We start from the raw sequence: 13,090 nt of genomic DNA on the forward strand, positions 1-13,090 counted from the left end.
GCCCGCCACCTCTCCCGGCGCAGCCGCTCTGGACTGCGGCAGCCTGCAGCCAGGGCGAAGCAAGGGCCGAGCGCGTCGAGTATCAAGCGGCAAACACCGGGCTCCCTTCTATTCAAATCTGAAATCTCAGATCTTAAATCTCAAATTGCAGACCCTCCCCAGCGCTGCCACAGATTTCTCCGCCTCCCCATTGGAACTTGGCACATCTCACCAAACCATGGTCTAACATGGACACCCGCAGCTCCGCACTCCATGACCATGAGAAACTTCCTCAAACGATCCTGCGCCACCATCGCCTCGCTATTCGGAGGCTCCTCGAAGCCCTCTGAAACCCCCGGCGCGGAAAAAATGCCTCCCGCCGAATTCACCCGCATGGTCGCCGGGGTCTTCCGTAAAAAGCGCACCGGCTTGGAAGTCGAGATCGTCGCGGACATGGAACTCAAGCTCGTCCGCCCGGATCGCGAAGGATTGACTTCCTTCCTCTACAATACCTACGAGATCTACCAACGCGATCCCGACGCCATCGACCGGCTGGTGGCCACCGGCCTCGAGGCATTCGACATCGAGGACGGGACGAATGATCCCAGCCGCATCGTCCCCGTGATCAAGGACCGGCCCTGGCTCGCGGAATCCATTCAGGCCCTGGCACAGCACGGCAGGACGGACTTCCCCGAACCCATCCACGATGACTTCGGTGCCGATCTCGTAGTGCTCTATGCCGAGGACTCGGAGCGCGGCATCCGCTACCTGGACCAGGAGGAATTCGAGAAAACGAAGATCGACCGCAAGGACCTGCGCGCCCTCGCCTGCGAAAACCTCAAGCGCCTGCTCCCGGACATCGAGCACCACGGAGCTCCCGGCTTCTACATGATCACCGCCGATGGCAACTACGAGGCCAGCCTCCTCCTCCTCGATTCCATCTGGACCGCCGGCGACCTCGACGTGAAGGGCGAGATCGTCGTCGCCATCCCCACCCGCGACGTCCTGCTCGTCACCGGAACCGGGCACCCCGAAGGCATCGAGCACATGAAGGTCGTCGTGAAAAAAGCCACTGAGGAAGGCGCCTATCGCCTCACCTCGAAACTCTTCGTCTACCGCAACGGCAAGTTCGAAGAATTCAAGGACGGCACCGATGGTGCGATGAACTCCCGGAATCCGTCAGTCTAGTGGCTTCAACGCAAATTCGCGATCGTGGCTTCCCTCCGCCACCTCGAAGTCGAAATACCCTTTGTCGCGCGCCTCGTGGAGTGCGAGTATCGTGAACCAGAGCACTTGGTCCGGGAAAGTTTTCGGGAGCGTGATAATTTCAGCCCTGAGTTCGTCAATCGTCCAGAACTCCCGCAGATTCCCGTCTTTGTCCTGCTTGTTGGGGGTTGGACTGAAGGGCGAGCTATTGCCCATCTTCATCAGGGTGGCGAGCGTTGCGTCAAGGTTGTGAACCCGCAACACGGTCAAATCGGCGTATTTGTATTTGATCCCATTGCTGTGACCCCAGCAGCACTCATCCAAGGAGTGGCAAGAACCCAGTTGGTTGATGTAGCCGCCATCCTTGTCGATGATGAAGCCGGCGCAGCCAATCCACCCGAACGGAATGTACCACCACTTGGCGGACTCGATCACGTCTTCCGGGTCGAACTCAACCTCAAGCTCGGGAAGGGCGCGTTGGAGAAACGCCGCCGCCTCGGAAGCACTCGTGAGCACATCGCCCGGGGATGGCTCATGGGAAGCCGGCACCCCGTAGGCGGCCCTCACTCGGGCGATGATTTCTGGTGCGGGCATCTTATTTTATTCGGGGCAGCTTGTTCGGACGGCCTCCACACAGGACTAATTTTGCGTCCCGGGGAGGTCGAGCATGAAGCTGCCGACCCTCATGACCTTTACAGGCTAGGCAGAAGCGGGCACTTCAGCCCCCTTGAAACCGGCATCGATCCCGCCCACCGCCTCACGATGCCTTTCTCCGCGCTCCTCCGCGACCTTTGCGCCTCTGCGGTAGACCCCCTCGTTCCCCGGATCTCCCGCTAATCCCTCCCCCGGCGCAGCCGCAGACCGATTGATGATTGGAAGATTGATGATTGGTGATTTCCCCCACTACCCTCCCCCATGTCCGCGCGAGTCACCGACCTCCACATCGCCCGCAATGTCCCCCTGCCCTCCCCGGCCCGCCTCCAGGCGGAGATCCCGCGCGGCGAGGACCGCGCCGAGTTCGTTTCCCAATCCCGCGCCCACCTCCGCTCCCTGCTCCGCGGCGGCGATCCCCGCTTCCTCGTGATCGTCGGCCCCTGCTCGATCCACGATACCGAAGCCGGCATCGAATACGCCCACCGCCTCGCCGCCCTCGCCGAGCGCCTCCGCGACAAGCTCTACATCGTCATGCGCGTCTACTTCGAGAAGCCGCGCACCACCATCGGCTGGAAGGGCCTGATCATGGACCCGCACCTCGATGGCACCGACGACATCCCGGAAGGCCTGCGCCGCGCCCGCCACTTCCTGCGCAGCGTCATCGACCTCGGCCTGCCCACCGCCACCGAGCTGCTCGACCCGATCACCCCGCAGTACATCGCCGACCTCATCTCCTGGTCCGCCATCGGCGCCCGCACCGCCGAAAGCCAGACCCACCGCCAGATGGCCTCCGGCCTCTCCATGCCCGTCGGTTTCAAGAACACCACCTCCGGCGACCTCGTCGCGGCCATCAATGCCGTCAAGGCCGCCGCCCGCTCCCAGACCTTCCTCGGCGTCTCGGAAGAAGGCATCGCCTCCTCCGTCACCACCACCGGGAATCCCGACTGCCACGTCATCCTCCGCGGCGGCGACCACGGCCCGAACTACGACGAATCCAGTATCACCGCCGCCCGCAACGCCCTCGAGGCCGCCAAGCTGACCCAATCCCTGATCGTCGATGCCTCCCACGCCAACTGCGCCAAGGACCACCTGAAGATGCCCGCCGTCTTCCGCGAGATCGTCCGCCAGCGCGCCGCCGGCGACCGCTCGATCACCGGCGCCATGTTAGAGAGCAACCTCGTCGCCGGCAGCCAGTCCTTCCCCAAGCCCCTCGACCAGCTCGTCCGCGGCCAATCCATCACCGACTCCTGCATCGGCTGGGAAACCACCGAGGACCTCCTCCACGAAGCCGCCGGGATGCTGTAGCAGCCGCAAGGCAGGAACCTTTCTCCGAAAGGTCCCGCTGGGGACGGCATGAAGCCGCTCCCCCGTGCCGCTTCAAGGACAGCTCTTCCCCCGGGACCGCGGAGCCAGTTGTGTTCGGCACGGGCGATGCTTTGCTCGATCACAAGGGGGCAGGCCGGGCTTCGGGCGCGAATCGCGCGATACCTGGCCCGTCTCAAGGGACGTTCCGCATGGTGCTGCCGGGACACGGCTGCGCGCCGCGCCGGTCATGGCGCGTGATTTCTCCTGCGAGGGCCTAGCTGCTTTTTTTCAGACCGAGGGCTTGCTGCAGTTCGTCGTCTTCGATCCAGCCCGTTTGCCACAGGCGGATGGCTTCCATGTGCCGTTTGCCGGGAAGTTTGCCGTTGCGGCCCGCCAGCAGCAGCGCCGCGATCAGGGCCATGTAAACCTGCACCGCCACCCCGTTGGGGCTTTCCGCCAGCCAGTGCCGGCACGGCAGCGTGCATTTGAGCCAGCGGAAAAACATCTCGATGCTCCAGCGCCGCCGGTAGATTTCGCACAGGTCGCCCGCGCTCAATGTGTCGGCCGGCAAGCTGGCGAGGATCATCAGCGGCTCGCCCGAGCCCGGGATAATCATCCGCACCACCCGCCAGTTGCGGTCGATGGGTTTTTCATCTCCCAAGGCCACGCGCACATGGTGGGTGATGCCCGCGGCACGTTCCGCCTTGGTCAGCGGCAGGGTCTCGAGCTCCTTGAAGACCGCGCGCTCCGGCAGCCGCACGATGAAGTCCGAGCCGACTTCCACGATGCGTTCCAGCAGGCCGTAGTTGCCGGAGTAGTTGCGGTCGCCGACATAGACGATGCCGGCTTCGATGAGCTCGTGGCGCAAGGTCCGCTGCTCGCATTCGATGGCGGGTGTGAGTTCGGCCCCGCCGCAGCCCCCGCCGAAGATCCGCCAGCGCAGGTGGAGCCGCACCCCGTGGTGACGGTTGCGGCCTTGCTCGCGCCAGAAGGCCCAGCCCATGCGCGGGATGACTTCCCAGATCGTGCTGTCGATGGCTTCGAGCTCGCGTTGCCCGAGCTTGCCGCGCAGTTCCTTGGGCAGCGCGTCCTTGTTGCGCTCCAGCAGCTCGCGCAGGACCCCGCGCAGCAGGTTGGCATCGAAGACCGACTGGGCTTCCGAGAACGAGGCGAGGCTCACGGGGCCGAGGCCGGTGCCTTGTTCAAAGCGCCGGAACTTCGAGACGGCGCACAAGCCGCGCATCGAATCGATGACCGGGTTGAGCAGGGTGAAGAGCATCATCACGAAGTAGCCCTGCGCGTCGAAGCCCCGGCGGGGATCGGACTCGCGGAAGGACTTCACGCGCCTTTGGTCGAAAGGCTCGAAGAGTTCGCAAAAGCGCTCGAGCAGCTTGAAGCCGCTGAGCGTGTCTTCACGGGGAACCGGTTTCCTGCGTGCCACCGGACGGGTTATGCCAGACCCGGGCCCGGAGTACAAGTGACACGAATGTCACATTCGCGGGCAGCATCAGCCGTGCCGAACACAACTGCCGCGGAGCCCCCCGGCCCGCAGAACGGTCCTTTGATGGGTTGGCACGGTAAGGATGGCAGCAAAGCGACGGCGCTATCTTCGACTTCCGCCTGCTGGTCCCGCAGGACCCGATGGTGGTCTGTCCCTAGCAGCCCGACTGATGCCTGCCCCCCGGGACCGCGGAGCCTCTGCCCCGCAGAGTGGTCCCTTGATGCATGCAGCTCCAAAGGTTGGCAGCGTCCTGGCGTGAGGATCCATTCCGACCCTTTGGTGAGGTCGGTATCGAGCTACCGTTCTGCGGGGCAGAGCCTCCGCGGTCCCGGGCGCTGGCGCGTCATCCCCTCACGCTCCCACGACGGACGCCCCCCGGAACCGCGGAGCCAACGGCCCGCAGAATGGTCCCCTACCGCTCGCAGCAAGAAAAGGCACGCAGCCAAGCGACGGCGCTTCCCGCTCCCACCACGCCGTGTCCAATGCCCCTCTGGTCGCTTTTTCGGGGCAGCGCCTTCGCGCTCCCCGCCCCGAATCGAATCCCGGACGGGGTTCCAGCAAGTCCGGCAGTCACGCACCCATCCCCGCCCGGGATCACCCCCCGCGCCCCTCTCCGCGACCTCCCCGCCTCCGCGTTTCGTTCGCTCCCAAAAAACACCTCTTCTTCTTGGCGTCCTTGGCGTCTTGGCGGTTCCCTTCTCTTCCGCATTTCCTGAAAACTGAACACTGAACCCTAGCAAACTCAGCCTGCCTTTCACTGATCACTGACCACTCGGCACCCGGCACCCGGCACTCCTGCCTCTCAATCCCCCGCATAATAAATCCCCTCAATCTCCGCATGATCCGGCATCACATTCTCCTTCATCTTCCACCACCCCACCAAACCGAACTGCGTCTTCACCAACAAAAACTCCCCATCCCTCAAGACCACCTCCACCGCATCCCCCGCCGGGATATTCGCGATCGCCTCCCCGCCGTCCTTCTTCGCCATCAGCTTCAGCGCCACCTTCGCCTTCGACTGCAAGCCCACGTACGAGAAAGGCTGCTCCACCTCCACCAGCTTCCCCTCCCGCACCGCATACTTCAGATGCTCCAGATGCATTCGGTTCGACCGCCCCACCGCATACAGAAAGCCATTCCCCGGCACCACCAGACTCTCCGCCCCGATGTTCCCCAGCACCTTCCCGCTCTTCTGCTCCGTGATCACGAAAGAAGGATCCGCACTCGGACCCGGATCGAAATCGATGAAGTAGCTCGTCCCGCCCTCCCCGTCCAAGCGCGTCGCGATCAACCGCTTGACCTCCGGCGCGCCCTCCTCCAGCGGCAGCGGCTTGTTGATCACCTCGGACAACTTCGCATCATACGCCACCTCCCCCGGAAACGGCGAATCCCCCTCCGGAACCGCCAGCGTCGCCAACCCCGGGAACGACCCCTTCAAATCCCTCCCCTTCTCCTCCGCCTCCAGCGAAGCAACAGCAAACGACAGGCCGACAACAGCAAGGATATGGGAACGCATGGGATCTAGAGTGTAAGGATAAGCAGCTTCTTCAATCAACGCCGGCAACAGCAGCACCGACCCTCCCTTCCCTAGCGCGGATCCGCCATCGGTCTAACGAAAATCACCCTTCCGAATTTCGACCCGCCCTCCCCCCGCGCCCCACTGGGACCGCCGGGCACCGCCCGGCAGAACGGTCCCCGACTGCCGTCACCACCCTCCGCCGCCTTTTCCCTTGGTCCAGGTTCAGGACATAGGTAACACGATTGGTTCAGGACATGGGTAACACCTGGCCTCTCCGTTTTCCCTCTGGGAAGGTGGGGGATGCCGTGGAAAGAGACCCCTAAAATGGACCTTAAAATCGAATTCGCCTTGAAGGCGATCAAAAGCGCCGACTTCAAGGGGCCGTGCGCCGAGTATGGCATCAGCCGCAAGACCGGCTACAAATGGCAGGCCCGCTTCCTGGAGCACGGGATGGCGGGGATGGAGGACCGCAGCCGCCGGCCGCATGCCAGTCCCGACGGGCTGGCCGAAGCCGTGGTTTGCGAGATCGTAAAGCTCAAGCAAGCGCACCCGCACTGGGGACCGCGCAAGATCCGCGCCCTTTACGGGCGCAAGCACGCCGGGGAGATCCCGTGTGAAAGCAGCTTCAAGCGGGTCCTGGAACACGCCGGATTGACCGTCCCGCGCAAGACCCGGGCGGCGCGCGACGGAGGCCGCATCGCCTCCGGGCTCAAGGCGGAAAAGCCCAACGAGATCTGGACCATCGACTTCAAGGGGTGGTGGTTGGGAGCCGACGGGCAGAAGGTCGAGCCGCTGACAGTGCGGGACGAACATAGCAAGATGCTGCTGGAAATGCGGGCGCTGGAGAGCTCGCGGACCGCCCCGGTGCGGGCCTGCTTCGAGCGCCTGTTCGAGCTCCACGGCCTGCCCGGTGCGATCCGCAGCGACAACGGCCCGCCGTTTGCGACCCATGCCGGGCTGCTGGGATTGAGCAAGCTCTCGTGCTGGTGGCTGGCCCTGGGCATCGGCTTGGAGCGCAGCCGGCCGGGCTGCCCGCAGGACAACGGCGCCCACGAGCGGATGCACCTCGACATCAGCCGCGAGCTGCAGGCCGGGCGGATCGGCCGCGACCAGGCCGCCTTCGACGTGTGGCGGCACGAATACAACCACGAGCGCCCCCACGAGTCGCTCGGCATGAAGATGCCCGCCGAGATCTACATCCCCTCGGCGCGGCGCTATGAAGGCACCCCTGACGAACTCGACTACGGCGGGATGGAAACGCGCCGGGTCAATCCGCGCGGCGGCACCATCAGCCACCGCGGCGAGAAGATCCTCATCAGCACTGCCCTGGGCGGCTGGAGCGTCGGGCTGTCGCCGCGGCCCGACGGGCTGATCGAGGTGTGGTTTGCCGGGCTGCTGGTAGGCCATCTTGATGAAACGACCGCCAGCTTCGCCGCCGCCCGGCCGGGCGGCGGCGAAGCTGGCCAACCCGTCGCTGAAGTGTCACCCTGAACCCGAACCGTGTTACCCATGTCCTGAGCTAAAAGTGTTACCCATGTCCTGACTGCGCCCCCTTTGCCTTTGCCTTCGATGTTCGATGTTCGATGTTGGACGTTCGATGTTCGATGTTCGATCTTTTCCCCCGCCCCCCCACTAAAGCTCGTGCCCAAAAGCAGCCGCAGGCACCGGCACCAACGCCTCCCCACCCGGCACTTTCCAGCTCAACACCGGCACGCTCCCCTCACCCGACTTCGCCGTGTAGAGACGGAACCGATGCACCCCGGCTGTTAGACGGATCTCCGCCGACTCGTTCGTCGCCTGCTTCCTGAAGCCCTGGTCGATCACCGTCGCGTCGTGCACACGCAGCAATGCCTGCGCCCCGTGGCCGATCGACAACGTGTAGGCCCCGTCGGCCGGAGCGATCAGGTAGCCCGCGTAGAGCGTTTCAGCCGCCGTCTCCACCGGACAAGCGCTGAGATCGGCGAAGATGCCGGAGTCCGTCGGCTTGAGCCCATCCACCCTCGCCAGCCATGGGAAGCTGCCGGAGTAACTGCTGCGCACCAATCCCGGCCCGGTTTTCACATTCCCCAGCGCCGGCACCGGTACATCGTCATACGGACGCGCCGCGCTTGGATTCGGGCGGCGCATGCGCAGCACCTGATCGCGCATCTGCTTTTGCAGCTCCGGTTTCTTGTCGGCCAGATTGGTCGACTGCCGCGGATCGCGTACCACATCATAGATCTCGAACGCCGCTCCGGCATCCTTGATGTCATAGCGGACCCCCGTGTATTCACCGATGCGGATCATCTGCATTTGACCGCGGCTGCGGCCGCGGTGCTCCGGCTCGAACCGTTTGATGTTCGGCGTCTTTCCGCCCACGGCATATTCGATGTAAACCTGCGATGGCTTTTGCACACCCTTGCCGGTGAGCAGCGGCACCAGCGATACACCATCGGCGCGCGCCGGCACCGGCACGCCCGCCAGCTCCGCGAAGGTCGGCATCCAATCGTGGAACTGCGCCGGCGCATTGCTAGTGCGGCCCGCCGGGATCAGGCCCGGAGCACGCACGATCGCCCCGACTCGGACGCCGCCCTCCCAGCAATCGCGCTTGATCCCGTCGAAGGGGCCGAAACTCTGGAAGAACCCGGGATCGAGTTCCTGGCCCTTGAGGTACGACTCCTGGCTCGGACCGTTGTCGGTGGTGAAGATCACCAGCGTATCGTCATCGATCTTCAGATCCTTCAGCAGGCCGATCAGATCGCCCACGCAATCATCGATGCGGCGGACGGATGTGGCGTAGCGCTTGGACACATCCGGCCACGCCTGCCCGGCATAGTCGGGATGGCACCAGGAATCCGGCGTGCCCGCGGCGGTGTTGATCATCGCACCCGGCTCACCGGTCCATTGCAGGCCGCCCCTCAGACCCGCACCATCGGGGTAGGCACAGGCGGGATATTCATCGACCGCGTGCGGCGTGTCATAGGCGAGATAAAGGAAGAATGGCTTGTGAGGCGTGGCCTTCTTTTCCTCCTCGATCCACTTCTTGGCACGCGCGGTGAAAAGATCGGTCGTGTAGCAACGGTCGAGATCCCGCGAGACCTCGCGCTCGTTTTCCCACACCTGCTTGGCACCCTTGTAAATGCCTTCCTTCGGGTAGTGCTCGTGACCGTCGCCGTGGCGGACGTAGCCGAAGAAATAATCAAACCCGCGCTTCGTCGGATAAGCCGGCCAGGCCTCCGGCAACGCCTCGTCACGGGCCGCCTTGTTTTTCCGACCGCCCCCGGCGTTCCCCTGCAGTCCCCACTTTCCGATCACCGCAGTCGCATAGCCGGCCTCCTTCAGCACCGTCGCCAGCGTGTGGTTGTCCTCCAGGGCCTTGTCGAACTGGTTGTCGCGCACGCTGGCATGGCCCTGGTGCACACCTGTTAGAAGCGACGCCCGTGACGGCGCGCACACCGGAGCCGGGCAATACATCCCCTCCATCGCGATTCCCTCCCTCGCCAGCCGGTCGAGCTGGGGCGTCGAAAACGACGGAGCGCCCGGCGAGGATTTCTTCAGCCGGTTCTGGAAGAACACGCCCATGTCGCCATACCCCATATCGTCGCACAGGATGTAGATGATGTTCGGCTGCTTTTCCGCGGCACCGGCGAGGGGCACCCCGCACAAGACGCCGATGAGAAAAAGAGCGGATTTCAAAGCGCCACGAAGCATGCCCATTCAACCTCCGACACCTCGCAAAGTTGCGTCCCGCCCCAGCCTAACCTTTGCCTTTCCTTCGATGTTCGATGTTGGACGTTCGATGTTCGATGTTTTCCCCGCCCCCCCCTACCTCCCGAACAACTCCTCCCTCAACAACGCCTTCCCCGTCTCCCCATCCCAATACGCGAACCCCGCCTTCCAATCCCACATCGTCCACGGGATCTTCCGCTTCTCCGCCGCCATCCGGAAATCCCGCACATACCTCCCGCGGCTCGCCGCATCCGCATTCCGCACCGCCCCGAATTCCCCCGCATGCACCGGCCGCCCGAAGTGCGCCGACCACGCCAGCGCATCATCCAACAACAACTCGAAGGTCGCCGCCGCGCACGGATTATCGCTGCCCTCCTTCGTATTGTAAGCCGCCAGCCAAGCCACCAGCCCCGCATTCTCCTTCAGCGATTCCGGCACTGCCACCGGCTTCAGCGGCGGCCCCGGGTACGAGATCCCCCGTAGATCCTGATACCCCACCCACGCCGCCCCCTGGTGCGTGAATTGGAAAGGCTCGTAGCTGTGCACGCTCACGATGATCCGGTCATCCCCATCCGGCAGGAAGAAGCGGTCCAGCCCGGAAACCCCGGCCCACTGCGGCGGATCCGCCAGCAGGATCCGCTCCGCGTCCACCTTGCGGATCGCCGCGATCGCCTGCGCGTGCACCGCCGTCAGCACCTCATGATCCAGCGCCCCGTTCGGCTCGTTGAAGAGCTCCAGGTAAAGCTGCGGCGGCCAATCCCTGAAATGCCGCGCCAGCACCCCCCACCCCGCCACAAACACCGCGCGATGCTGCTCCGGCTCCTTGCACAGCCCCTCGTAGTTGTGCCAGTTCACGATCACGGAGAGCTTCTTCTCCAGCGCATGCTTGAGCAGCGGATCGAAGTCGGCCAGGAACTCCGGCTTGATCGCCCCGTTCACGATGTAGTGATGCCAGGCCACCGGCACGCGGATGTGGTCGAAACCCTCCGCCGCAATCCGGTCGATATCCGCCATCTCGTACTTGAGGCCCCAGGTCCCCGGAGCGGCTTCCCAGCCGTTCCCCAGATTCACCCCGCGCTTCAGCAATGCACAGGCACGATGCGCCGGTGTCGCGTTCCCCAAAATGGCCGGAGCCTTGAAGCCCGGCGTCGTCGCGGCCCGCGCGTTCAGTTTCAGAACCACCGGCACCCCCGCCTTCACCTGCAGCTTCCCGATCAAGGGCCTCCCGTGCCACGACGCCCCGAAGCCCTTTCCCTTCATCGCCTCCGGATACGCCCTCCATGGCGACTCCCAGCCCGCCAAACCCTGCTCGAAGTTCCCGTTCACCAGCTCCGCACCCGTCGCGCGGATCTCGTCCCACAGCACTTCCTGCTGCAGCAGCACCCCCGGCCGCGCCTCGCCCCAAGGGCCGTTCAAGTCCAGCTCCACCGCCCCGTCCTGCCCCGGCGTGAATCGGATCGTCAGCTCCCGCCACGCCCACCAGCGCACCGGAAAGCGCACATCGCTCAACCGCTCCTGCTTCTCCGGCGTCCCTTCAAAACTCCCCGCCGAAACCTCGCCCGCCGAGACCCGCACATCCCGCAGCGGCACCGCCTCATCCGGCACCCGCAGGAACAAGCGCGCCTCCACCGCCATCCGCGGCACGAACTCCTCCGCCGCGTGGAGAGGGGCGAGGAGCAGGAGGAAAAGCAAGCGCAGCATCCCCACTATTTGAGCGGAGAATCGCGGGACGTCCAACTGCCAAGCTCCACTCTTTTCGACCCGTCCCCCGGAACGGGACACCCCCCGCCCCCCGAAACGGGGCACCACCCGTCCCCCAAAACGGGGCACAAAGGTTCCCCCATTAAGGTACTCCCTTTAAGGTGTACGGCAGCGTTCCTAAGTCGGACGGATGCGGCGCAGGGCCGGGATGGCAGCCAACCAGGTGCAAGCAACGGCGAGGATGGCGGCGAGGCTGATGGCCGACATCGTGGAAGGGTGCATGAAGCTCTCGTGCGAGTGGAAGAACTGCGAGGCACCGAAGAACCCCAGCCCGAGGACCGCGAGGCCGATGCCGAGGAAGACGAAGCGGCCCGGAAGCGACTCGTTGGTGAAGACCATCGAGAAGGGGATCGCCGCCGCCAGCAGCGCCCCGCCGGCGATGATGACGGGGAACATTCCGGCAAGGAAGCCGCCGATCAGCATCGCCAGGCCGCCGAAGAAGAGCAGCGAGACGACCACGCCCTCCACCTTCTCGGCGCGGTCCAGCGAGACGCGGGCGACGGGGTCCTTCAGGATCAGGAAATTCGCGATGCCCGGTGCCAGCCAGCTTCCGAAAAGGAAGACGTAGTAGATCAGGAACAGCGGCAGCACCAGCAGCGGGTTCACGGCCGCCGCAATGGCGCTCATGAAGCGGAAGCCGACGATGATGCCGATGATGATGAAGGTGCGGTGCTTGTCGCTGAAGCGCTGCAGGAAGAAGGCCCAGCGCAGGAAGAGGCGGTAGAAGCCGGAGCGCGCGCGGTAGGATTCCTTCAGGCCCTCCCGCGCATACTTCATCTCCGGGTCGAGCCGCAGCGCCTCCTTGAAGTAGTTCTCCGCATCCTTCACCTGGCGGCGCTGGAGCGCGGCCCAGCCGGCGTTCGCGAAGGAGAAGGCATTCTCCGGATCGCGCGCCAGGCGGCGGTGGGATTCCTGCTCGGACTCGACGAGCTTCTTCTGCAGGCGCAGCACGTGGGCCAGCAGGTTCGAGGCCGCCTCGTCATCGGCATCGAGCGAGAGCGCGTGGCGGGCGGATTCCTCGGCCTCGTTCCAACGGTGCAGGCCGCAGAGTGCGAGGGTCTTCGCGTTCCATGCGTAGACGTCGTCGGGATCGAGCGCGATCGCGGACTCGGCGAGCGGCAGGGCCTCCTTCTCGCGGTCGAGCATCGAGAGGATGCGCGATTGCAGGGCCTGCGGGAAGGGCTCGTTCGGCAGCAGGCCGGTGGCCTTGCGGGCGTCATCGAGCGCGAGGGTCTTCATGCCCTCCATGTCCATGCGGTTCATGGCCAGCTCGAGATAAGCCGCGGGGTCGTCCGGGAAATGCGCGAGATGAGTGTGAAGCATCGCGACTGCCTCTTCATGACGGCGGTGCTGGCGCAGCATCTGGGCGCGGGAGAGAGGCGTGCTCATACGAGGAGAATGCCGAATTCAGAATTTCCGAATGACGAATGAACTGTCTTGCGAGAATGGGATTTCCC

General features: G+C 64.5%; 9 protein-coding genes. 3 read left to right on the forward strand and 6 right to left on the reverse strand.

Annotated features, from left to right (window positions below; all coding sequences use genetic code 11):
- Positions 1-258 precede the first annotated feature (258 nt).
- The gene (locus tag ABWK72_RS09655; protein WP_367874581.1) at positions 259-1,167 is read left to right on the forward strand and encodes a DUF1444 family protein; all 909 of its coding nucleotides are present in this window, start codon (positions 259-261) and stop codon (positions 1,165-1,167) included.
- Here ABWK72_RS09655 and ABWK72_RS09660 read toward each other — a convergent pair.
- The gene (locus ABWK72_RS09660) at positions 1,159-1,701 is read right to left on the reverse strand and encodes a hypothetical protein (RefSeq protein ID WP_367874582.1); all 543 of its coding nucleotides are present in this window, start codon (positions 1,699-1,701) and stop codon (positions 1,159-1,161) included. The two genes, ABWK72_RS09655 and ABWK72_RS09660, sit on opposite strands and share 9 nt — an antisense overlap.
- A gap of 399 nt (positions 1,702-2,100) precedes the next feature.
- On the opposite strand from ABWK72_RS09660, the gene ABWK72_RS09665 reads away from it, so the two are divergent.
- A complete protein-coding gene (locus tag ABWK72_RS09665; RefSeq protein WP_367874583.1) occupies positions 2,101-3,144 on the forward strand; it encodes a 3-deoxy-7-phosphoheptulonate synthase in 1,044 nt (347 codons plus the stop codon).
- Between the two features lie 274 nt (positions 3,145-3,418).
- Here the strand turns inward: ABWK72_RS09665 and ABWK72_RS09670 are convergent, their stop codons facing one another.
- A complete protein-coding gene (locus ABWK72_RS09670; RefSeq protein WP_367874584.1) occupies positions 3,419-4,585 on the reverse strand; it encodes an IS4 family transposase in 1,167 nt (388 codons plus the stop codon).
- 862 nt (positions 4,586-5,447) lie between these two features.
- Complete coding sequence (locus ABWK72_RS09675; RefSeq protein ID WP_367874585.1) at positions 5,448-6,161, reverse strand: hypothetical protein; 714 nt, start codon at positions 6,159-6,161, stop codon at positions 5,448-5,450.
- A 327-nt stretch (positions 6,162-6,488) separates the two neighbouring features.
- On the opposite strand from ABWK72_RS09675, the gene ABWK72_RS09680 reads away from it, so the two are divergent.
- Positions 6,489-7,655: a helix-turn-helix domain-containing protein gene (locus ABWK72_RS09680; protein WP_367872746.1), complete on the forward strand. Its 1,167-nt coding sequence runs from the start codon at positions 6,489-6,491 to the stop codon at positions 7,653-7,655.
- A 141-nt stretch (positions 7,656-7,796) separates the two neighbouring features.
- On the opposite strand, the gene ABWK72_RS09685 is transcribed toward ABWK72_RS09680, so the two are convergent.
- From ABWK72_RS09685 to ABWK72_RS09695, 3 genes are all read right to left on the reverse strand, one after another.
- A complete protein-coding gene (locus ABWK72_RS09685) occupies positions 7,797-9,839 on the reverse strand; it encodes a sulfatase-like hydrolase/transferase (RefSeq protein WP_367874586.1) in 2,043 nt (680 codons plus the stop codon).
- Between the two features lie 129 nt (positions 9,840-9,968).
- Positions 9,969-11,573, reverse strand: a complete 1,605-nt coding sequence (locus ABWK72_RS09690) for a glycoside hydrolase family 5 protein (RefSeq protein WP_367874587.1) — start codon at positions 11,571-11,573, stop codon at positions 9,969-9,971.
- A gap of 177 nt (positions 11,574-11,750) precedes the next feature.
- Entirely contained in the window at positions 11,751-13,022 is a 1,272-nt protein-coding gene (locus ABWK72_RS09695) for a hypothetical protein (RefSeq protein ID WP_367874588.1), read from the reverse strand.
- Positions 13,023-13,090: the final 68 nt, after the last annotated feature.

The organism is Luteolibacter sp. Populi (assembly GCF_040801775.1).
Classification (GTDB): domain Bacteria; phylum Verrucomicrobiota; class Verrucomicrobiia; order Verrucomicrobiales; family Akkermansiaceae; genus Haloferula.

Coding starts and splice junctions, on each gene's coding strand:
- ABWK72_RS09675 (WP_367874585.1), bottom strand. CDS start 6,161: ATGCGTTCCCATATCCTTGCTGTTGTCGGCCTGTCGTTTGCTGTTGCT.
- ABWK72_RS09655 (WP_367874581.1), top strand. CDS start 259: ATGAGAAACTTCCTCAAACGATCCTGCGCCACCATCGCCTCGCTATTC.
- ABWK72_RS09695 (WP_367874588.1), bottom strand. CDS start 13,022: ATGAGCACGCCTCTCTCCCGCGCCCAGATGCTGCGCCAGCACCGCCGT.
- ABWK72_RS09690 (WP_367874587.1), bottom strand. CDS start 11,573: ATGCTGCGCTTGCTTTTCCTCCTGCTCCTCGCCCCTCTCCACGCGGCG.
- ABWK72_RS09680 (WP_367872746.1), top strand. CDS start 6,489: ATGGACCTTAAAATCGAATTCGCCTTGAAGGCGATCAAAAGCGCCGAC.
- ABWK72_RS09665 (WP_367874583.1), top strand. CDS start 2,101: ATGTCCGCGCGAGTCACCGACCTCCACATCGCCCGCAATGTCCCCCTG.